Consider the following 21299-nt stretch of genomic DNA (forward strand, 5'->3'; position numbering starts at 1 on the left):
TCACTGCTCCGGCTGCGGAGGCGTACGCCGCTGGGCGAGGCGCCCGACCCAGCCGGCCATCTGGAGGTCGGCGTGGCGCAGTTCGCCCGACTGCCACCGGGCCTGGAAGTCGAAGACCCCCCGCGCCCCGGTCCTGGGGTCGGTGACCTCGACCAGTCCGTCCTCGGTGAGCCGGTACACCTGCCCGGTGAGCGGGTGGATCACTTGCTTGGACACGGGGGCCTCACTCCTGCACTCGGCGGCGCACGCCGCGCTTGGTCACGGTCACCGGGCCCTCGACCCTGAGCCGGCAGGCGAGCCGGGTCAGGCCGTCCACCGGCCTGCGCAGGGCCTCGATGCCCTCGCGTTCCAGCGGGCCCACCGGGGAACAGTTCTCGGCGCCCTCCTCCACCTGGACGAAGCAGGTACGGCAGGTGCCCTTGCCGCCGCAGACGGTGGGCCAGCGGTAGCCGAGGCGCTGTGCGGCGGTGAACAGGTCCTCGCCGTCAAGGACTTCGAGCTCCTCGCCCAGGGGCCTGACCGCCACCCGGTGGGTCACTTGTCCATCCACCGGTCGAGCGTCCGGTTGAAGTGGCGGATGCGGCTCTCCTGGTAGTTGGCGAGCGTGATGCCGGGCTTGCGCATCGCCTTCAGACCCTGCTGGACGTAGGGCAGGTTCTCGCAGTCCTGGTCGAAGACCGGCCCGAGCACACCGAGTTCGGGGATGTCGGCGAAGAGCATGTCCTCCGGCACCCAGCGGATCTTCGCCGGGGGCGGCGTCTGACCGGGCTGCTTCGGGGACGACATGAAGATGATCTCGGCGGTGCAGGAGTCCGGATCGAGGCCGTTGGGCCTGAACCGGTAGATGATGTTCGACTTGGCGCCGCCCCAGGGATTGAAGTTGGGGAACAGCAAGTAGTTGATGGCGTCCATCAGTTCGGTGTCCGGAGTCTTCGAGAAGTCCTGCGTCGAGGTGGCCGCGAGTTGTGCGCGCATCCGCTCGGCAAGGACCTGACGGGCAGTGCCGCCGGTCGGGACCGCCGGCATTTCCTCGCCCTCCCCCATCACCAGGTCGCGGCCCTGAGCGGCAGCGTAGAACGCGCGCGAGTCGTAGAAGGTCTCCAGGACGTCCTGCTCCGTGACGGAGTCCGCCACGTGCGGGCTCGGCGCGCCCTGGATGTTGATCATCCGGTTCCAGTTCGGCTGATCCGCCATGACGTCGTACTGCGAGTTGGCGTCGGCGAGCCACGGCAGCATCTGCGGGTGCGTGGCGATCACATGGAAGGACTCGATGAAAGCGTCCTGCGCGACCTTCCAGTTGCAGGGCAGCACCTTGGCGATGTGCAGCGACTTGTAGCGGTTCTCCAGCGGCCAGATGTAGTACTCGTCGAAGGTGCCGCGGTAGCTGTCGAAGGACTCGGCGTACGGGTCCATGTTGATGAAGACGAAGCCGCGCCAGGTGGCCACCCGGGCCTCGGGGAGGGCGAACTTCTCCGGGGTGACGTGCGGGAAGTCCCAGGCGCAGGGCGGGGTCCGCATCGTGCCGTCGAGGTTCCAGGCGAAGCCGTGGAACGAGCAGCGGAACTCGCCGACGTTGCCGCCGCTCGTGCGCAGTTTGCGGCCCCGGTGCAGACAGACGTTGACGTAGGCCCGGATCTCGTCGGGGGCCGTGCGGACGACGATCAGGGAGTCGTCGCCGATCTCGTAGACCTCGTGGTCGCCGACCTCGGGTATCTCGCTCTCCAGGCAGGCGAACTGCCACACGCGCCGCCAGACCTGCCGCATCTCGCGTTCGGCCCACTCGCGGGACGTGAAGCGGGCGGTGTCGATGTCCTCGCTGCCCAGGTGGTCGTTCCGCTCGAACCGCAGGGCGGGGGGAACGGGGCGGCTGTCCTGGTCGAGGTAGTCCTGGACCGTGGGCCCGGGGCACCGTGCGGTGGCCGGCTCCGATGTTGCGTCCATCATCTCTCCTCCGGCAGAAACTTTAGAGTGAGTGTAGTTACCAGTCACGGCCGGGAGCAACACTCCTGCCGGTGACGAGGCTCGATCCACCCGAGGTCATGACCAGATTCCAGCGTAATCATGGAATTTCTTGCGGCGACCCTCTCCCCAAGCTCGCTGGGGCATGTCACACTCCGACCCACTTGAGGCTGTAGTGCCTCAAAAGTTTCTCGTCCTGGGACGATCTCTTCCCGTCCCGGCCCAGCACCGCGGCGTTCCCGCCCGGGGCACCACAGAATCGGTCCGCCTGACCGAGCCGACCGCCGCGAACGCGCAAGCGACGCGGGTCACGGCAGCGCAGGCGACACACCTCGGGAGTACTCAACGATGAGTTCCAGACCCCGCCGCGCGGTCCGCCGCGCGCTCACCGCGATCGTCCCCGTCACCTCCCTGCTCACGCTGGCGGCGTGCGGCAGCGGCACCACCCCCGCCGCCGACTCCACACAGGCGGCGGCAGCAGGCTCCCCCGGCCTGACGGCGGCCCGCGCGGCCCTGGCGACGTTCTCCGAGCGCCCGGCCGCGATCTCCGTGACCCAGCCCGTCGGCAAGCCGATCCCCAAGGGCAAGAAGATCGACTTCATCCTCTGCGGCGTCCAGTCCTGCAAGGACCTCGCCGACTTCTTCACCGAGGCCGCCGGGGAACTCGGCTGGCAGGTGAAGCAGATCGCCACCCAGGGCACCCCGGAGTCCGTCCAGGCCGCCTACGAACAGGCCCTGCGCGACAAGCCGGACGCCGTCATCGCCTCCGGCTTCCCGCGTGCCGTCTATGCCAAGCAGCTCGCCCAGCTGAAGGCCGCCGACATCCCCGTCGTCCAGTCGAACGCCGACGACGTGGTGGGCGACGGCATCTCCCTGCTGAAGAACGGGCCGGACGACGTCGGCATCCAGGGCGAGATGCTCGCCTCCTGGGTGGTGTCGAACAGCGGCGCCAAGGCCGACACCGTGTACTTCGATCTGCCGGCGTACACGATCCTCAAGCCCGTCAAGGACGCCTTCGCCGCCAAGTACAAGGAGTGGTGCGCCGGTTGCGGGCTGGACAACGTGGACGTGCCGATCACCTCGGTGGGCAAGGACATGCCGGACCGTGTGGTGTCGTACCTCCGCTCGCACCCGAAGGTGACCCATGTCGTCTTCTCGCTGGGACTGCTCAACGTAGGAGTGCCAGCCGCGCTGAAGACCGCCGGCGTCACCGGCAAGCACATCGTCGTCAACGTCGGTGACGCGCAGAACTACCAGTACATCCAGAGCGGTCTCACCGACGGCGCGATGGCGCTGAACTCGCACGAGACGGCGTGGCTCCAGGCCGACGCGCTGGCCCGGCACTTCACCGGCCAGTCCATGGACGTGGACCAGCAGGCGGCGCTGCCCAACCTGCTCGTCACCAAGGACAACCTGCCTTCGGCCGACGGCGACTTCCCGATCGTCGAGGACTACCAGAAGCAGTTCAAGGCGCTGTGGGGACTGAGTTGACCGGGCCCGTGCGGACCGGTCCGGTGCTGCGGGTGGCCGCCCTGTCGAAGAGATTCGGCGGCACCCAGGCCCTCGACGACGTCGACCTGGAGGTCGCGCCCGGCGAGATCCACGCCCTGATCGGGCCCAACGGCTCCGGCAAGTCCACCCTGATCAAGATCCTCGCCGGCTACCACCACGCGGAGCCGGGCGCGGTGGCCGAACTCGACGGCGAGCCCTTCGACCTCGGCCAGGTCACCGCCTCCCGCCACGACCGGCTCCGCTTCGTCCACCAGGAGCTGGGCCTGGTGGGCGAGTTGAGCGCCATCGACAACCTCGCCCTCAGTCACGGCTTCGCCCGCACGGCCCTCGGCAACATCCGCTGGGCGGAGATGGAGAAGCGGACGACCGCCCTCGTCGAGCGGTTCGGCCTCGGCATCGACGTACGCCGGCCCCTGGCGACGGCGACCCCCGTCCAGCGCACGGTGGTCGCCATCGCCGCCGCGCTCCAGGGCTGGGAGGGCCGCCGCGGTGTCCTGGTGCTCGACGAACCCACCGCCGTACTGCCGCCCGGCGAGGTGGCCCGGCTGTTCGACATCGTGCGGGAGGTCCGCGACGCCGGGGCCGGCGTGCTGTACGTCTCGCACCGGATGGACGAGATCTTCGCGCTCGCCGACCGGGTCACCGTGATCCGCGGCGGACGCAGGATCGCCACCCGCCCGGTGGCCGAGCTGACTCCGCGCACGCTGGCGGAGCTGATGGCGGGCGAGGAGATGGAGACCGGCCACCGTCCGGCGCCTCCTTCCGATGTCGCCGCCGAACCCGTGCTGGAGGTCCGCGACCTGTGGGCCGGTCCGCTGCAGGGCGTCGGCTTCGACCTGGCCAGGGGCGAGCGCCTCGGCATCACGGGCCTGGTCGGCTCCGGCCACGAGATCGTGCCGTACGCGGTGTGCGGGGCCCATGCCGGGCGGGTGAGTGGCAGGCTGCGGCTGCCGGAACGCTCCGAGCGGTGGACCGAGGCGCGTGACGCCGACGGACTGGGCCTTCCCCTCGTCCCGGCGGACCGGGCGGGCGAGGGGGTGATCGGCGACTTCTCGGTCGGCGAGAACCTCACCCTGCCGCTCCTCGACCGGCTGCGCGCCCGCTCCGGGCGGCTGCGCCGCCGCCGCGAGTCCGCCCTGGCGGAGGACTGGATCCGGCGGGTCGGCGTGCGTTCGGCCGGTCGCGGGGCCCGGATCACCACGCTCAGCGGCGGCAACCAGCAGAAGGTCGTCATGGCCCGCTGCCTGGCCCAGCGCCCACCCGTACTGACGCTGTGCGAGCCCACGGCGGGCGTGGACATCGCCACCCGCCTCCAGCTGTACGACCTGATAGAGCGTCAGGCCGACGAGGGCATGGGCGTCATCGTGTCGTCCTCCGACACACAGGACCTGCTCGCGCTGTGCACCCGCGTCCTGGTGGTGCGGGACGGCCGGATCGCACGGGAGATCAGCGGCCGGGACATCACCGAGTCCGCCCTCGTGCACGCCATGGAAGGAACCGAGTGACATGACGTCCACCCCGACCCGGGCGGCGGAGCTCCCGCCGTCCGCACCGGAGAGCTCCGCTGTGTCCGTGCCCGAGGCAGTGGTCCGACGGGCGGTGACCGCCCTGTCGTTCCGCAACATCGGCGCCGTGTACGTGTGGCTGGTCATCGTCGTGCTCTTCTCCGCGTGGGCGCCGGACACGTTCCCGACCACCATCACGGTCAAGCAGGTGCTGAACGGCAACGCCGTGGCAGGCCTGGTGGCACTCAGCGTCGTACCGCCGCTGGCCGCACGGGTCTTCGACCTGTCGATCGCCTACACCATGTCGCTCACCAGTGTGCTGACCGCGCATTTCATGGTCTCCAGCGGACTCGGGCCCGGTACGGCCATCGCTCTGGCGATGGCCGCCGCGCTGCTGGTCGGAGTCGTCAACGGAATCGTGGTGGTGGTTCTGCGCGTCGACTCGTTCATCGCCACCCTGGCCACCGGCGCGCTGATCCAGTCCCTGATCACCATGGTCACCAACGACAGCTCGATCACCGGTGTGCAACTGCTCGCCAAGCCGTTCGCGAGCATCGCCCAGTTGGACGTGGGCGGCCTCACCCTGCCGGTTCTGTATCTGCTGCTCGCCGCCCTCGCCATCTGGTTCCTGCTGGAACACACCGCCACCGGACGCCGGTTGTACGCGACCGGCTTCAACGCCGACGCGGCCCGGCTGCAGGGGGTGCGCACCGACCGGCTGCGCTTTCTGACCCTGGTGGCCTCCGCGCTGCTCTCCGGTTTCGCCGGCGTCGTCTTCGCGTCCGCGGTCGGCTCCGGTTCGCCGACCGCGGGCACCCCGTATCTGCTGTCGGCGTACGCGGCCGCGTTCGTCGGGGCGACCCAGTTGCGCGCGGGCCGCTTCAACGCCTGGGGCACGGTTCTCGCGGTCCTGCTGCTCGGCACGGGCATCACAGGGCTCGGGCTCGCCACCAGCGCGCAGTGGGCCGCGAGCCTGTTCACCGGCTCGGTCCTCATCGTGGCGCTGGTCCTCACGGGCGGCCGGATCGCCTTGCCGGCCGTACTTCGCCGCAGAACGGGGACCCGGCCGGACACGACCACCAGTAAGGAGAGTCGAGGATGAAGGCAGTTCAGTACCGACGGGTGGGGCACGCCCCCGAGGTCGTGGAGGTGCCGGTGCCCGAACCCGGCGCGGGCCAGGTGCTGTTGAAGGTGACGGCGGCGGGAATCTGCCACTCCGATCTGGCGGTGATGGGCTGGCCCGAGGAGCAGTTCCCCTACCCGCTGCCCATGGCACTCGGTCACGAGGGTGTCGGGACGGTGGCGGCGCTGGGCGCCGGTGTCACCGGCGTGGCGGAGGGCGAGGCGGTGGCGGTGTACGGCCCATGGGGTTGCGGCCGTTGCGCCAAGTGCGCCGAGGGCAAGGAGAACTGCTGTCCGCACGCGGCCGGGCTCGGCATCCTGCCGCCGGGGCTCGGCTCCCCCGGCGCCCTGGCCGAGTACATGCTCGTGGACTCGCCCCGGCACCTGGTTCCGCTGAACGGACTCGACCCCGTACAGGCGGCGCCCCTCACCGACGCCGGGCTGACCCCGTATCACGCGATCCGCAGATCGCTGCCGAAGCTGCTGCCCGGCAGCACAGCGGTGGTGATCGGCGTCGGCGGTCTGGGGCACATCGCCGTGCAGCTGCTCCGCGCACTCACCCCGGCCCGGGTGGTCGCCCTCGACGTGAGCGAGGAGAAGCTGGAGCTGGCCGGAAAGGTGGGCGCCCACGAGACTCTGCGCTCCGACGGCGAGGCGACCGCACGGATCCGGGCACTCACCGGCGGTACGGGAGCGGAGGTCGTCCTGGACTTCGTCGGAGCCGAGGCGACCTTGGCCGTCGCCGCCGCGTCGGTGGCGGTGGAGGGCGATGTGACCGTCGTCGGCCTCGGCGGGGGCACGCTGGCCGTCGGTTTCGGGGGCGGGCTGCCGTTCGAGGTGTCGGCGTCCTTCCCCTACTGGGGCAGCCGGCCGGAACTCATGGACGTCCTCGAACTCGCACGGCGGGGGCTCGTGTCCGCCCACGTCGAGACCTTCACACTGGACCAGGCGCCTGAGGCGTACGAGCGTCTGCACGCGGGTGACATCAATGGCCGGGCCGTGGTGCTGCCACACGGTTGAGCGCGGCGCGCGGGCCCAGCGACTATTTCGCCCCCGCCGCCCTTACTCGTCCCAACCTCGGGGGCACTGCCCCCAAACCCCCGCTCCTCAAGCGCCGGAAGGGCTGGCATCCCAGCGTCGGCCGACATTTCCAGCCCGTCCGGCGTTTGAGGACGAGGCCCCTTCAGGGCCGAAGCGGGGGTCTGGGGGCGGCAGCCCCCAGTGGGGGTCCCCCCTCTGGGGGAGGGACGGGTAGGGGCGGCGGGGGCGAAAAACCGCCGCCCGCCACCACCCGCTCCACACACCGCCGCAGCACCGTCAAAAACTCCGGCGTCTGCCACGGCCCCGCGTCCACGCGCCCGGTGTCGTCCACGCCGAGGTCCTGCATGTCGTAACGGCCCCGGCAATGGCCGAGGGTGAAATAGCAGACCTCGCCGAGCCCGTGCCGCTTCAGGTACAGCACCGGCCTGGGCGCACTGTCGAGCGCCACCGTGTCGCCCTCGGCAAAACCCCGGCACGGCCCCGTGTACTCGGCGTGCAGCAGCACCTCCAGCTCCCCGTGCAGCTCGCACACGTACAGCTCGTCGGTGACCGTGAACGGCCCGATCCCGGCGACCAGCGGATGGTCGGACCGGGTCACCCGCACCTCGTACTGCGCGATCGGCGGGTGGGCCAGGAACTGGCTGCCGAGCACCTCGGCCAGCTCCCCGAGGAGCCGTGGAGTCGTGAACACCCGCGGCCCGTCACTCGGCGACGAGTCGGTCACCTCGATCACCGAGTTGGTGCCGTGCAGGGCGAGCCAGCGCCCGCCCCGCTCGACGAACCGGGCCAGTGCGGCCCGCTGCGCCGGGCCGGGCCGGACGTCGCAGGTGTAGGTGACCAGCAGGTCGGCCCGGTCGAGGGCGGCCACACAGTCGTAGTCCTGGTACACCGTGGTGCGCACCCGCGGATGCTCGCCGAGCAGCTCCAGCAGCCCCAGCCGCGCGTGGTCGAAGTCGTGCCACCGGCCGCCACAGACGAGCACGGCGTCCAGGCGGCCGGCCGGGCCCGCCACGGCTCAGTACTGGACGCGGGTGAGCAGCCCGCCGTCCACCACGAGGTTGACCCCGACAACGAAGGAGCCGGTCCGCCCGAGCAGGAACGCCACCGCGGCGGCCACGTCCTCCGCGGTGCCGTAGCGGCCGATGGGCAGCTTGGCCAGCACCTCCTCGTACACCTCCGGGCGGCCGGTGCGGATGGTCTCCCAGGCGCCGCCGGGGAAGTCGATCGGGCCGGGCGAGACGGTGTTGACGCGGATGCCCTTGGGCGCGAGGGAGTGCGCGAGGGCCGAGGCGTGCTGGACGACGGCCGCCTTGAGCGCGGAGTACGAGTTCGCGCCGGCCGGGCGCGCGGTGTCCGAGGCGTTGGTGGTGCCGATGGCAACGACGGCGGCCCGGTCCGAGGCCTCCAGGTGGGGAAGGGCCGCGTCGACGAGTCCCGCGAACGGGATCAGGTCGCCGCGCAGGCTGGCCTCCCAGGACTCGGGGCCCTTCACGTTGCCGGCCGACACGTTGGACACCAGCAGGTCGAGCCCGCCGAGTTCACCGGCCGCCCGCTCCACGAAGCCCGCGAGGGCGGCCGGGTCGGTGACGTCGACCGCCTCCGCGAAGACGATGGCCCCCTCGCCGCGCAGTTCGGCGACTGCCTTGGCCAGCCCTTCCTCACCCCGGGCGCACAGGGCCAGCGCACAGCCCTCGGCCGCGAGTGTTCCGGCGATCGCCCGGCCGATGCCCCGGCTCGCGCCGGTCACCAGCGCCTTCGCGCCTGTCAGTCCCAGATCCATGGATGTCACTCCTTTGTGAGATGAGTCTTCTAGTTGCCGGGAAGCTGCGAGAACGGCGCCCGGTCCACCCGCGGCTCCGGCGGCAGTTTCAGCACCCGTTCGCCGATCAGGTTGCGCTGGATCTGGTCGGTTCCTCCGGCCAGCCGGTAGCCGGGGGCGCCGAGCAGATGCCGGGTCCAGGCGAAGGTGCCGGGTTCCCCGGTGTCGGCGCTGATCCGGGCTCCCATCAGCTCGGCGGCGACCTGTCCCGTACGGGTGAGCAGGTCGGAGGCCATGAGCTTGGTCAACGACGCTTCGGGCCCCGGCCGGCCGCCGGCGGCGCTCGTCCTGGCGACGCGGTCGACCGTGGCCGCGCGCAGGGCGGCACGTACGTACAGGTCGGCGAGGCGCTGGCGGACCAGCGGATCGCCGGTGCGGTCGAGCGAGCGGGCAAGCGCGAGTACGTCCGAGAAGGTCCCGCCCTTGCGGCGGTTGCCGCTTCCGGAGGCGGTCCGTTCGAAGGCGAGGGTGGTGGTGGCGACCTCCCAGCCCTGGCCGGGGCGTCCGATCCGGAGCCGGTCCGGGACGCGTACGCCGCTGAGGAACACCTCGTTGAAGGAGGCGCCGCCGCTCATCTGCCGGATGGGGCGCACCTCCACCCCGGGGGCGTCCATCGGGACCAGGAAAGCCGTGATGCCGGCCTGTTTGACGACGTCCGGGTCGGTACGGGCGAGCAGCAGACCGTAGTCGGCGAACTGGGCGCCCGAGGTCCACACCTTCTGACCGTCGATCACCCACTCCTCGCCCTCTTGGCGAGCGCGGGTACGTACGCCCGCGAGGTCGGATCCGGCACCGGGTTCACTGAAGAGCTGGCAGGCCAGCAGGTCGGTGCGCAGGAACGCCCGGGCGTGCTCGTGGAGTTGCTCGTCCGTCCCGAACAGCGAGACGGCCATCGCGACCAGCCGCACGGTGACGCTGATCAGCTCGGTGGACGGCGGCACCTCGAAGGCGGACTCCTCCTGGGCGAAGACGGCCACATGGGCGGCGGTCAGGCCCGCGCCGCCCTTGTCGACGGGGAGGGTCAGTGCCTGGTAGCCGGCGTCGAAGCGGGCCCGCTGGTAGGCGCGGCAGCGCTCCAGCAGCAGGCGTTCCTCGCCCTCGGGGAGGTTGTGGAACACGGCGAGGTCGGCGGTCTCCGCGGCGAACTCCGGCGCTCGCGCCGGTTCGAGCACGGTGGCCAGCCACTGCCGGACCTGTGCGCGCCATGCGTCCGGATCGGGCTGGGACATGGCTCCTCCTCGGTCACTTACCAGACGACAGATGCAGTAACGGGGAGGGGCTGCGTGCGCCTATCCCGCTGAATCATGCGGGAATACCTCCGTCTGGGATCAGAGTGTTCCGTACTTTCTTGATAAACGCTACAGTCTCCGCATCCCCTCTCCCCTCGAATCGGGAGAGGCCCGCGGAGCCGCCGGAGGAGCCATGTCGCTGCTGCCACTCGACCGTCGCGCCCAGGAGACACCCGACGAGCCCGCCTTGGCGGACGACCTGGGCGTGCTGTCCTGGTCCGCCCTCGCCGACCAGGTGGCGCGGGCTGCGGTCCGGCTGCTGGAGTTCGCGCCGGGCCCCGACGACCGGGTCGCCGTCCTGGGTGACAACGCCATCCCGACGCTCGTGGCCCATCTGGCGGGTCTGCGCGCCGGAGTGGGGACCGTGGCCGCGTCCCGGAACCTCACGTCGGGTGAGCTCGTCGACCAGATCATCGACGCGGGCGTGACCGGGATCATCGCCGGACCCGTCGGCGCGGGTGCCGCCCTCGACGCGGCCCGGGAACTGGGTCTGCCGGTCGTGACGCACGGCACCCCTGAGACCGGGCACGCCTTCGACTGGGAGCTGTGGCTGGGCGCCGCCCCCGCCGAGATCACTCTCCCGACGGACCGTCCCGCCCGGCCCCCGCTCGTCTACACCTCGGGCACCACCGGCCGCGCGCGCGGCACCGAGGTGCGCTGGGTGAGCGGCCCGGTCGCCGACAGCTCCGCCTACCTGGCCGCGATGTCCGCCCGGCCGGGATTCCCGCCGGGAGCGCACCTGGTGTGCGGCCCCCTCCAGCACAACGCGCCGCTGACCTCGCTACGGCATCTGGCGGCCGGTCAGCCGGTGGTCGTCCTCGGCAGATACGACGCGGAGACGTTCCTCAGCCGGGTGCAGAAGTGGCGGATCTCCTCGACGGTGATGGTGCCCACCCACTTCCAACGGCTGCTCGCTCTCCCGGACGAGGTCCGCGCCCGGTACGACGTCTCCAGCCTTGAGCAGGTCTCCCACACCGGCTCCGCGTGTCCGCCGGACGTGAAGCGAGCCATGATCGACTGGTTCGGGCCGGTGCTGACCGAGTCGTACGGCGCGAGCGAGGCGGGAACGGTGGCCCGCATCAGCAGCACCGAGTGGCTGGCGCACCCGGGCTCGGTCGGGCGGGTCCGGCCCCCGTTCGAGGTGCTGGTCACGGACGACGCCGGCGAGCAACTGCCGTCCGGCGAACGCGGGTTGCTGGCCTTTCGGGCGCCCGACGACCAGGGCGTCCGCTACCACGCGGACCCGGACAAGACCAAGGCCGCCTACCTCTCCCCCGGCGTCTTCACGCTCGGCGACATCGGCTACGTCGACGCGGACGGTTTCATCTTCATCACCGACCGGGCCGCGGACGTCGTGGTCTCCGGCGGCGTGAACCTGTATCCGGCCGAGAGCGAGGCGGTCCTGCGGCAGCACCCGGCGGTCGTCGAACTCGCGGTGATCGGCGTGCCCGACCCCGACTTCGGCGAGGCGCTGCGGGCGCTGGTCGTGGCGGCGGGAGACGAACCGCCGACCGACGAACTGGACAGCTTCTGCCGCGAGCGCCTCGCCGCCTACAAGTGCCCGAAGTCGTACGAGTTCGTTCCCGAACTCCTGCGCAACGCGATGGGCAAGCTCGACAAGCGCGCGATGCGCCGCCCCTACTGGAGCTCGGAACGGACCATCGCCGGCTGAGTGTCCCCTCCCCCTACCTGTACGAAGGATCGTCCATGACCGAACTCCTCCTCATCCGGCACGGCCTCCCGACGTCGGGAGTGTTCGACCCGGGGCTGTCACCGGAAGGCACCATCCAGGCCGAACGCCTCGCCGCCTGGCTCGCGCACGAGGACATCGACGCCCTCTACTCCAGCCCGTTCCGACGTGCCCGCGAGACGGCGGCGCCCCTGGAACGCCTCACCGGCATGACCGCCACCGTCCTCGACGACCTGCGCGAGTGGGACACGGACGTGTCCCAGCCCTACACGCCGCCGGAACAGATCGGCACGGACGATCCCCGGGCGGCGGCGCTCACCGAGGGACGCTACGAGGACTTCGTGCCCGACCTCGACTGGGACGCCTTCCGGGCGCGTGCCGTGCGGGCCATGACCACGATCTTCGACGCCCAACCCGGCGGACGGGTGGCGGTCGTGTGCCACGGCGGCATCACCAACACCTATCTGGCGACGGTGCTCGGCCTGCCCGCGATGTTCTGGTTCCACCCGGGCTACACGTCCGTCAGCCGGGTGCGGCGCATGCCCGGGGGCCGGATCGTTCTGCACTCGGTGAACGAGACGGCCCACATGACCGCCGAACGTGCCGTCGACGCGGTCGCCTGACCGTTCCGTCGCGCTTCCGTCCCACACCCCAGGAGGTTCCGGTCATGCCCGGATCCGTCATCGTCGCCGGAGCCAGAACGCCCGTCGGCAAACTGATGGGCGCCCTGAGCACCCTGTCCGCGGTCGATCTCGGCGCCCACGCCATCGGTGCGGCGCTGTCCGCCGTCCGCCTGGACCCGGCAGCTGTGGAAGCCGTCGTCATGGGCCATGTCGTGCAGGCCGGGGCCGGCCCCAACTCGGCACGCCAGGCCGCGATCCACGCCGGCATTCCGTTCTCCGTCCCCGCGAGCACCGTCAACAAGCTCTGCCTGTCCGGTCTGCACGCCATCGCCCTGGCCGACCTCATGATCACCTCGGGCCGGCACGAGGTGGTCGTAGCGGGCGGCATGGAGTCCATGTCGGGCGCCCCGCACCTGCTGCGTGGCTCCCGGACCGGCTGGAAGTACGGCTCGGCCGCGATCGAGGACGCCCTCGACCGCGACGCCCTGGTCTGCGCCTTCGACGGCGTCTCCATGGGCGCGGCCACCGAGCGCTATCAGCAGCCGTTCACCCTGAGCCGCGAGGAACAGGACGAGTACAGCGCGCTGTCGCACCAACGGGCCGCCCACGCCCAGGAGTCGGGCGCGCTGGCCGAGGAGATCACCCCCGTCACGATCGCCGGACGCCGGGGCGAGACCCTGGTGGGCACCGACGAGGGCGTACGGCCGACGAGCACCGCCGAGAGTCTCGGGCGCCTGAAGCCCGCCTTCTCCGGCACGGGCACGATCACCGCCGGCAACTCGTCACAGCTCTCCGACGGCGGCGCGGCCGTCGTCGTGATGAGCGCGGAACGCGCCCGGCGGGAGGGCCTGACCCCGCTCGCCGAGATCGGCGCGTACGGCACGGTCGCCGGCCCCGATCCGTCGCTGCTCGTCCAGCCGGCCGGCGCGGTCCGCGACGCCCTGCACCGGGACGGCCGGCTGAAGGCCGCCGACCTGGACCTGTTCGAGATCAACGAGGCGTTCGCCGGAGTGGCCCTGGCCTCCGTACGCGAGCTGGGCCGCCCCCTCGACAAGGTGAACGTCAACGGCGGTGCGATCGCGCTCGGGCACCCGGTCGGCATGACCGGAGCCAGGCTGGTGCTGACCCTCGCGGCAGAACTGCGGCGGCGCGGAGGCGGCAGCGGAGCGGCGGCCCTGTGCGGGGGCGGCGGCCAGGGCGACGCGCTGTTGCTGCACGTACCGACGCAGACCTGAACCCCGGAGCTGAACCATCATGAACGACCAGTTGCCCCCGGCCCCGACGACCCTCACGGTGGCCGCCCGCACCCACGCCGCGGACGGCGTCGTCTCCCTCACCCTGCGCCGCCCCGACGGCGGAACGCTGCCCGCCTGGGCACCGGGCGCCCACATCGACGTACTGCTGAACGGCGGGAACGGCGACGAGGGCGAGCTGATCCGTCAGTACTCGCTGTGCGGAGACCCTGCCGACCGCGCGGCCTGGCAGATCGCCGTTCTGCGCGAGCCACAGGGCCGAGGCGGCTCGGCGTACGTCCACGACCATCTGCGCGAAGGCGCCACCGTGCGGGTCCGCGGGCCGCGGAACAACTTCCCGCTGCGGCCCGCCGCCCGCCAGTTGTTCGTCGCCGGGGGCGTCGGTATCACGCCCATCCTGCCCATGGTCGAGGCCGCCGAGGCCGCGGGTGCCGACTGGCGTCTGCTGTACGGCGGCCGTACCCGGACCTCCATGGCGTTCCTGGACCGCCTCGCCCCGTACGGAGACCGGGTGCTCGTCCGTCCGCAGGACGAGTTCGGCCTGCTGGACCTCGCCGCGCACCTCGGCGTGCCCGAGGCGGACACCCTGGTGCACGCCTGCGGTCCCGAACCCCTGCTGCAGGCGGTTCAGGAGCGGTGTGCGGGCTGGCCGCCCGGCACGCTGGGCGTGGAGCGGTTCGCTCCGGCCCGGACGGCCGAGGCCGGGGACGGGGGCGCGGCCGAGGCGTTCGAGGTGGAGCTCGCCCGTTCCGGGCTCACCCTCACCGTGCCGGCGGACCGCTCGGTGCTCGAAACCGTCGAGGCGGCGGGAATCGCGGTCGACTTCTCCTGCCGGGAGGGCACGTGCGGCACCTGTGAGACCGACGTACTCGACGGCAAGCCCGACCACCGCGACTCGCTGCTCACCGAGGACGAGCGGGCCGCCGGCGACACCATGCTCATCTGTGTGTCGCGCTCGTACGGGGGGCGCCTGGTCCTCGATCTGTGACGACGATCGCGTCCAGGGACGACCAGAGCACCCCCGTACCCCTTCGGTCGGGCACTACCCCGGCCTGGCGGCCGGGGAGGCCCTCATGAAGGTGCCGCGCCGACCCGTGCACCCGGTTCGGGACCGGAACCGGGGTGACGGGCCTGGTGGCGGGCAGTTCAGTACTGCTCGGTCTCCACGAAGCCGCCGTCCGCGTCGTTGTCCGCACCGAAGGCGTCGGCGGCGGCGGTCGGGTTGAATCCGGGCGGGCTGTCCTTCAGGGCCAGGCCCATGTCGGCCAGCTTCGCCTTGACCTCGTCGATGGACTTCGCACCGAAGTTGCGGATGTCCAGCAGGTCCGCCTCGGAGCGGGCGACGAGCTCGCCCACCGAGTGGACGCCCTCGCGCTTCAGGCAGTTGTACGAACGGACGGTGAGGTCCAGCTCCTCGATCGGCAGCACCAGATCGGCGGCGAGGGCGGCGTCCGTCGGGGACGGGCCCATGTCGATGCCCTCGGCGTCGATGTTGAGCTCACGGGCAAGCCCGAACAGCTCGACGAGCGTCTTACCGGCCGACGCCATGGCGTCACGGGGACGCATGGCCTGCTTGGTCTCGATGTCGACGATCAGCTTGTCGAAGTCGGTGCGCTGCTCGACACGCGTGGCCTCGACCTTGTACGTGACCTTGAGAACCGGCGAGTAGATCGAGTCGACCGGAATACGCCCGATCTCCTGACCGACCTGCTTGTTCTGCACGGCGGAGACGTAGCCGCGACCGCGCTCGACGGTCAGCTCCATCTCCAGCTTGCCCTTGCCGTTGAGCGTGGCGAGGACGAGGTCGGGGTTGTGCACCTCGACACCGGCCGGCGGCGCGATGTCGGCGGCGGTGACGACGCCCGGGCCCTGCTTGCGCAGGTACATCACGACCGGCTCGTCCTGCTCCGAGGAGACGACCAGCTGCTTGATGTTGAGGATGAGGTCGGTGACGTCCTCCTTGACGCCCGGCACGGTGGTGAACTCGTGCAGGACACCGTCGACGCGGATGGACGTGACCGCCGCACCCGGGATCGAGGAGAGGAGCGTACGACGCAGGGAGTTCCCGAGGGTGTAGCCGAAGCCCGGCTCCAGCGGCTCGATGACGAACCGGGAGCGGAACTCGTCGACGACTTCTTCGGTCAGGGATGGACGCTGAGCAATCAGCACGGGGTGTTGCCTCCAGTGGTTTGGCGCCCAATATGTGACGCCATAGACGTAGAGGGTACGGGCGCCAAGGACCCTGCGGACTCCACAGCGGCCGAACGGCCCGTGTCCCGAGCCGGCGAGGAGACTTTCAAACCTCCCGTCCGACCACCGAGCGCTAGGCGTTCCGGGCCGTGACGGAACAGCCGCTGGGCGCGGACGACGGCACGAAATACCTGTTCAGGGCGTTGTAGCCGTCACGTTGGCGGCTCCCAGGGCCGCCCAGAGCACGGTGGGCACCTCCCGGCACGACGAGTCGGGCGTTCCGGCACCAGCCGGAGTTCCCAAATGATTGACTCCGCTATCGGCGAAGTGACGGAGGCGAAACCCTCGGTATCCGCGGCGCCAAGAGCTGATCAGGCCCGACGTCCCCACCGGACGCGGCATCCAGGACCCGTCCGACCAGTGACAGCACGCGGAAGGAGTGCCGCCCGGTGCCTGCCTGTGACCGACAAAAGCTGTGCAACCGGCAGAGACGGTGCGCAGTTGTGTCGTACGGCGGTCGCACCCCGGACGCATCTGCGCAGGAGCGTCACACAGGCTGCACACGCACTCTCGAAAGCCTCGCTACGTTTGCTCCCGGCTCGCTCACCCGTGCGAGAGTAAACACAGGAAGACCGTAGATGGACTACTGCTCCACGTGCTGTCGGCATCTCAACGGCGCCCTCGCGTGCCCCGGGTGCGGCGCCTACGCGCCGGACATCGTTCCCCTCGCCGACGCAACGCCCGCCCCGGCCTCCGCGACGGACGCGGTAACGCGGCAAGCCCCTGTCCACCTGTGGAACGACGCGGAGTCCGGCGCCGAGGAAGCCCAGCGATACGGCCAACCGCCGCAGGATCACCCGTACGACAGCTCGGACGCCCCCTCACCCGCGCCGAATGGCCGGGCGGCGCGGCGTCGTCAGCGGGAACGCTGGAAGAAGACGCAGCGCAGAGCTTTGGTCGCCACCGCGGTCGCACTGGTCGGCGGAGGCATGACCGCCTTCTCGCTGAACCGCCAGGCACCGGACCGGACGCAGGCGGCCTCCGCGCCGGACAGGGAGACCATGGGAGGCGCGGAGGAGCAGCTCACGGATCCCACGCCCGTCTCGTCGACGCCGACCGACACGCAGCGGGCGAAGCACACCTCGTCCGCCACCCTGCCCTCCGCGCCGGACGCGCCGCACGAACAGGCCGCGGCCACATCCCAGGCCACGCCGGCGACACAGGTGATCCGCCGGCAGGGCGTCACGGTTCCCCTCGCGGCGATGACGGCCTCGGCCGATTCGCAGTCGGCCTCCACCGCCTCCGATGCCACGGACACCGTTACGGAGACCACGGCCTCATCCACCCCCTCGGCCACCGACAGCACCACCACGTCGGGCACGGACACCTCGTCGGCAAGCGCCTCGCCGTCCGAGTCGTCCGAGTCCTCCTCGACGTCCTCGTCGTCGGAGCTCTGTCTGCTCGGACTGGTGTGCGTCAGCTGATCACGTGCGCCCGGGAGGCCGGTCGGCGCCCGCGGGTTACGGCCGGCCCGCTCCCGGCACGGTGACCTGGAGGGTCAGCACCTGGCCCGTGCCGGGCGCCACCAGCTCGGGCTCGGTCATGCCCTGCCATTGCGCCGCCACGATGAACAAGGTCGTCCCGTCGGGACCGCCCAGTGCGCAGGCGAAACAGCCACGGTCCAGTGCCACGGTCTGCAGCACCGTCCCGCCCTCGGCGACGCGCACGCACCGCCGGTTGGGGACGTCGGCGTACCAGACGGCGTTCCGCGCGTCGACGCAGATACCGTCCGGGGTGCCCTGCCCGAGGTCGGCCCAGACACGTCGGTCGGACAGCGCGCCGTCCGTGTCGATGTCGAAGGCCACCAGGTTGTGGCGGTAGGAGTCCGCGACGATCAGCGTGGAGTTGTCCGGGGTGACCGCCATACCGTTGGGAAACGCGATGTCGTCGGCCACCTGGCGCACGGAGCCGTCGGGTGTGGCCAGGTGGACGAAACCGGGCTTGACCGCCTCGCCTGCCATCGGGTCGAAGCCGGCGCGGTTGACGTAGGCGTTGCCTCGGCCGTCCACCACGATGTCGTTCCAGCCGGGCCGGCCGAGGTCCGCGTGTGTGACCAGGGTGCCGTCCGGCTCCCGGCGCAGCAGCAGCCCGTCGGGGGACGAGACGATCACGAGCCGGCCGTCCGGCAGCCAGGCGGTGCACAGCGGCAACGACGCCACCTGGGCGATCACCTCGCTGCGGCCGGCGAGGTCGACGGAGATGACCTCGCCGGCGGACCAGTCGGAGAAGTACAGGCGGTCGCCGTGCCAGCGCGGAGACTCCAACAGTCCCCTGCCCGTGAGCAGTGTCCGTACCTCGGTCATCGTCACCACAGCCCTTCGCCTGGCCGGTCGTGCGCCGGCGCCTCCACATCTATACGAACACCGGGTGGCCGGCTCGGCAGGCTCCCCGAAGCCCGGGGCTGGGGAGTCGGCCGCGGGGGCTGTCGAGCGCGGCCGACTCCTGTGCGTACGGCTGTCAGCTGATGCGGTGCACTCGCTGGGTGGTGAGCTCGTAGCGGGCGCCGACGATGGTCAGTGCGCCCGAGTCCACCTTCGCGGCGAGGTCCGGCTCCGCCGCGAGGCGTGCACGTATGAGCCGTATGTTGGCGTCGATCGTCGCGTCGACGCGCGCGTCGCCCGTCTTGCTGTGATCGATGGCCGGGCTGATCTGGTCGGCCAGGTACTGGATGTGGGCGGGCAGCTTCCCGCCCGACTCGTCCGCCTGGACCGTCGCCTTCACCGCTCCGCACGACTGGTGGCCGAGCACCATGAGCAGGGGGATCCCCAGTTCGAGCACGCCGTACGCGAGGCTGCCGAGCACGGCCTCGTCGAGGACCTGACCCCCGCTGCGTATGGTCATCAGATCGCCGAGACCCTGGTCGAAGACCATCTCCGGAGGCACCCGGGAGTCGATGCAGCCGAGGACGAGAGCGAAGGGGTGCTGACTGGTCGTCAGTGCCTGCCGGACAGCGGGGGACTCGTCGGGGTGCTGCTGACGGAAGGTGCGCCAGCGGCGGTTGCCCGCGGACAGCTCCCGCAGCGCCTCCTCGGCGGTGGTGGGCCGCTTTCGCGGAATGGCGGTGGGGGGTGCGGCGACCGCGGGTTCGGCGCCGATGGCCAGGCCTGCGCCGAGAACGGCGGTCCCGGTGAGCGCGGCGCGCAGGAGCGAGCGCCGGGCGGGGGGTGTCGCGCCGGGGACCGGGGCGACGGATGCCGTCCGCTGCGGGTGGACGGCGGTGTGGGGTGCTGGGTCAGAGTTCACGGAAGGGAACGTATGTCCGGCCCGACGCCGTTCCGTTCGGGTTGCCGGTTCATGATCAAACGTTGAACCGTTCTTGACGGCTCCGAGGGATTCCCTTGGCCAGGGCGCGAGTTGCGGGCCGGCGCCTCGGTCCTCCCGCAACAACCACCCGACCGGCGTACAGCTCACTACCATCGAACACCGGACGGTGACGCCTTCGTCCGCTGCTGATTCCCGCGTACCCGCATGTCCGCATGTCCGCGCATTCCGATCGCAGGGAGCTCCATGAGATCCGGTCGATTACGCACCCGCGCCACAGCCGCCGCAGTCACGCTCGCACTCCTCGCAGTCGGCTCGGGCCAGGCGTTCGCGCACACCCCCTGGCCACCAGTACCACCGCAGTACACCGCCGTCGACCTCGGCACCCTCGGCGGGAGCGGCAGCTACGGAGTCGCGCTCGACCGCGACACGGTGGTCGGCAACTCCGAGACCGCCGGCGCCGAGTGGCACGCCTTCGCGTACGACCGCTCCACGCACGTCATCACCGATCTCGGCACGCTCGGAGGCAGTTCGAGCAGCGCGGTCGGCGTCCAGGGCCGCCATGTCATCGGCAACGCCACGCTGGCCGACGGCAATCGGCGCGGGTTCGTCTATGACCTGCGAACCCGCCGTATGCAGGCGCTGGGCACCTTCGGCGGCACCGACAGCCAGGTCACGGCCATCAGCAGCGGCCACACCGTGGTGGGCAGCGCCAGGACACCCGGCAACCAGAGCACGCACGCCTTCGTGTACGACATACGCACCGACGTCATGACCGACCTCGGCACCCCGGCCGGACCGGCGGGGGTCAGTAGCCCGATCGGGATCTCCCAGGGCCGCTTCGTCGCGGGAACCTGGAACGTCCCCGGGGCTCAGTACGACGGAGGCCGGCCCTTCGTCTACGACCTGCGCACCCACGTCATGACCGACGTCGGCGTCCACGGCGGTGTCCACAGCAAGGCCACCTCGTTCAGCGGCCACACGATCGTCGGCATCACCCAGCCTCAACCCAGCAGCGGCACGGGCGAGTTGCCTCCCGTTCACGGCTTCGCCTACGACATCCGCACCGGGATCTGGACCGACCTCGGCGCCGAGATGGCCTCCCAGCCACTCGTCACCGGGCACACCGTCGTCGCGAGCAACCGCCCTGCCGCGTACGCCCTGGACCTCACCACCCTGACCGTGACGCCCTTCGGTCCGGGGCCCGGCAGAACCGGCATCGACGGGGTCAGCGGACAGCTCGTCGTCGGGGAAGCCTTCCCCGGCCCCTTCTGCTACGTGTATCGCATCGACACCCAGCGCCTCACGCAGCTGCACGCCCTGGGCGGCGTCCAGGCGACGGCAAGCGGTGTCGACCGGCACGGCTCCGTCACCGGCTCCAGCGCCACCGCGCCGCCGGACCCTTCCACTCCCGACGGGCCCTACCACGCCACGCTCTGGACCCTCTCCGTCACCTGACACCCGTACCACGGGCCGCCCGCGGTACCGCTCCGGGCGGCAGCGGACACCCGTGAACGGCGAACCGAAGCCGCACCGTGCCGGAGGCGACAATCCAGCGCGGTGCGGTGGTCCTGCGAGGTCAGGTCACCTGGCGTTGAAGCTGTACGACCCCGCCCCGGCCCGGTATACCTTGTGGGCCGCACCGCCCGACGTGTCGTTCCGTACGAAGGTGACGCCCCGGGGCGCGGTGACGGGCCTGTCCTGAGTGGGGGCCCAGATCTCCGCGTCCGTGTTGTACGGGATGGTGACCGCCAGGTCGATCCGGCCGTCCGGGCGGCGGCGCCACTCCGAGCACACCGTGCCGCGCACGGTGTCGATCGCGGCTCTGACGTGGTCGAGGGTCGCCGGTGCCAGGTCGGTGCCCTCTGTGCCCTCTGTGCCCTCGGTGTTCTTCGGGACGCGGCTGTTGACCCCAGAGCCTGCAATGCCACGGCCTTGCCGACCGTCTCGTCCTCTGGCCGGCACTCGCGGCCTT

The 21299-nt window shown here is 71.1% G+C and carries 20 protein-coding genes; 10 read left to right on the plus strand and 10 right to left on the minus strand.

Annotated features, from left to right (window positions below; all coding sequences use genetic code 11):
* From G3I71_RS22705 to G3I71_RS22715, 3 genes are read right to left on the minus strand one after another with little or no spacing between them, the layout of a single operon-like run.
* Window positions 1–216, minus strand: a complete 216-nt coding sequence (locus tag G3I71_RS22705) for a transposase (protein WP_164316670.1) — start codon at window positions 214–216, stop codon at window positions 1–3.
* 7 nt (window positions 217–223) lie between these two features.
* Window positions 224–550, minus strand: coding sequence for a 2Fe-2S iron-sulfur cluster-binding protein (locus G3I71_RS22710; protein ID WP_229695357.1), 327 nt, complete (start codon window positions 548–550; stop codon window positions 224–226).
* Window positions 535–1944, minus strand: coding sequence for an SRPBCC family protein (locus G3I71_RS22715; protein ID WP_164316671.1), 1410 nt, complete (start codon window positions 1942–1944; stop codon window positions 535–537). The genes G3I71_RS22710 and G3I71_RS22715 overlap by 16 nt, the downstream gene beginning before the upstream one ends.
* Before the next feature lie 363 nt (window positions 1945–2307).
* Here G3I71_RS22715 and G3I71_RS22720 point away from each other — a divergent pair, with 363 nt between their 5' ends.
* The 4 genes from G3I71_RS22720 to G3I71_RS22735 are packed head-to-tail and all read left to right on the plus strand — an operon-like array spanning window position 2308 to window position 7118.
* Complete coding sequence (locus G3I71_RS22720; RefSeq protein ID WP_164316672.1) at window positions 2308–3450, plus strand: substrate-binding domain-containing protein; 1143 nt, start codon at window positions 2308–2310, stop codon at window positions 3448–3450.
* Complete coding sequence (locus tag G3I71_RS22725) at window positions 3447–4976, plus strand: sugar ABC transporter ATP-binding protein (RefSeq protein ID WP_164316673.1); 1530 nt, start codon at window positions 3447–3449, stop codon at window positions 4974–4976. The genes G3I71_RS22720 and G3I71_RS22725 overlap by 4 nt, the downstream gene beginning before the upstream one ends.
* Before the next feature lies 1 nt (window position 4977).
* Complete coding sequence (locus G3I71_RS22730; protein WP_164316674.1) at window positions 4978–6078, plus strand: ABC transporter permease; 1101 nt, start codon at window positions 4978–4980, stop codon at window positions 6076–6078.
* Window positions 6075–7118, plus strand: coding sequence for an NAD(P)-dependent alcohol dehydrogenase (locus G3I71_RS22735; protein WP_164316675.1), 1044 nt, complete (start codon window positions 6075–6077; stop codon window positions 7116–7118). The genes G3I71_RS22730 and G3I71_RS22735 overlap by 4 nt, the downstream gene beginning before the upstream one ends.
* A gap of 163 nt (window positions 7119–7281) precedes the next feature.
* Here G3I71_RS22735 and G3I71_RS22740 read toward each other — a convergent pair whose 3' ends face one another.
* Genes G3I71_RS22740 through G3I71_RS22750 form a run of 3 tightly spaced genes read right to left on the minus strand, consistent with a single transcriptional unit; the run spans window position 7282 to window position 10187 of the window.
* On the minus strand, window positions 7282–8151 hold the full coding sequence (locus G3I71_RS22740) for a ThuA domain-containing protein (protein ID WP_343243041.1): 870 nt from the start codon (window positions 8149–8151) through the stop codon (window positions 7282–7284).
* 3 nt (window positions 8152–8154) lie between these two features.
* Window positions 8155–8919, minus strand: coding sequence for an SDR family NAD(P)-dependent oxidoreductase (locus G3I71_RS22745; protein ID WP_164316676.1), 765 nt, complete (start codon window positions 8917–8919; stop codon window positions 8155–8157).
* A 29-nt stretch (window positions 8920–8948) separates the two neighbouring features.
* The gene (locus G3I71_RS22750) at window positions 8949–10187 is read right to left on the minus strand and encodes an acyl-CoA dehydrogenase family protein (protein WP_164316677.1); all 1239 of its coding nucleotides are present in this window, start codon (window positions 10185–10187) and stop codon (window positions 8949–8951) included.
* A gap of 193 nt (window positions 10188–10380) precedes the next feature.
* On the opposite strand from G3I71_RS22750, the gene G3I71_RS22755 reads away from it, so the two are divergent.
* Genes G3I71_RS22755 through G3I71_RS22770 form a run of 4 tightly spaced genes read left to right on the plus strand, consistent with a single transcriptional unit; the run spans window position 10381 to window position 14801 of the window.
* On the plus strand, window positions 10381–11919 hold the full coding sequence (locus G3I71_RS22755) for an AMP-binding protein (RefSeq protein ID WP_164316678.1): 1539 nt from the start codon (window positions 10381–10383) through the stop codon (window positions 11917–11919).
* A gap of 35 nt (window positions 11920–11954) precedes the next feature.
* Window positions 11955–12560 (plus strand): histidine phosphatase family protein, encoded by a 606-nt coding sequence (locus G3I71_RS22760; protein WP_164316679.1) that lies wholly within the window; start codon window positions 11955–11957, stop codon window positions 12558–12560.
* 44 nt (window positions 12561–12604) lie between these two features.
* Window positions 12605–13795, plus strand: coding sequence for an acetyl-CoA C-acyltransferase (locus tag G3I71_RS22765; RefSeq protein WP_164316680.1), 1191 nt, complete (start codon window positions 12605–12607; stop codon window positions 13793–13795).
* Window positions 13796–13814: 19 nt separating this feature from the next.
* A complete protein-coding gene (locus tag G3I71_RS22770; protein WP_164316681.1) occupies window positions 13815–14801 on the plus strand; it encodes a PDR/VanB family oxidoreductase in 987 nt (328 codons plus the stop codon).
* Between the two features lie 158 nt (window positions 14802–14959).
* Here the strand turns inward: G3I71_RS22770 and G3I71_RS22775 are convergent, their stop codons facing one another.
* Window positions 14960–15982 (minus strand): DNA-directed RNA polymerase subunit alpha, encoded by a 1023-nt coding sequence (locus tag G3I71_RS22775; protein ID WP_055531818.1) that lies wholly within the window; start codon window positions 15980–15982, stop codon window positions 14960–14962.
* Window positions 15983–16641: 659 nt separating this feature from the next.
* Here G3I71_RS22775 and G3I71_RS22780 point away from each other — a divergent pair.
* Entirely contained in the window at window positions 16642–17487 is an 846-nt protein-coding gene (locus tag G3I71_RS22780; RefSeq protein WP_164316682.1) for a hypothetical protein, read from the plus strand.
* Between the two features lie 36 nt (window positions 17488–17523).
* Here G3I71_RS22780 and G3I71_RS22785 read toward each other — a convergent pair whose 3' ends face one another.
* Both G3I71_RS22785 and G3I71_RS22790 read right to left on the minus strand, forming a co-directional pair.
* A complete protein-coding gene (locus G3I71_RS22785; RefSeq protein ID WP_164316683.1) occupies window positions 17524–18366 on the minus strand; it encodes an SMP-30/gluconolactonase/LRE family protein in 843 nt (280 codons plus the stop codon).
* A 154-nt stretch (window positions 18367–18520) separates the two neighbouring features.
* The gene (locus tag G3I71_RS22790) at window positions 18521–19306 is read right to left on the minus strand and encodes a carbonic anhydrase (RefSeq protein ID WP_164316684.1); all 786 of its coding nucleotides are present in this window, start codon (window positions 19304–19306) and stop codon (window positions 18521–18523) included.
* A 264-nt stretch (window positions 19307–19570) separates the two neighbouring features.
* Here G3I71_RS22790 and G3I71_RS22795 point away from each other — a divergent pair, with 264 nt between their 5' ends.
* On the plus strand, window positions 19571–20782 hold the full coding sequence (locus G3I71_RS22795) for a hypothetical protein (RefSeq protein ID WP_164316685.1): 1212 nt from the start codon (window positions 19571–19573) through the stop codon (window positions 20780–20782).
* 126 nt (window positions 20783–20908) lie between these two features.
* On the opposite strand, the gene G3I71_RS51300 is transcribed toward G3I71_RS22795, so the two are convergent.
* Window positions 20909–21289, minus strand: a complete 381-nt coding sequence (locus G3I71_RS51300) for an alpha-L-rhamnosidase C-terminal domain-containing protein (protein WP_343243042.1) — start codon at window positions 21287–21289, stop codon at window positions 20909–20911.
* Window positions 21290–21299: the final 10 nt, after the last annotated feature.

Source organism: Streptomyces sp. SID12501 (genome assembly GCF_010550245.1).
GTDB lineage: Bacteria > Actinomycetota > Actinomycetes > Streptomycetales > Streptomycetaceae > Streptomyces.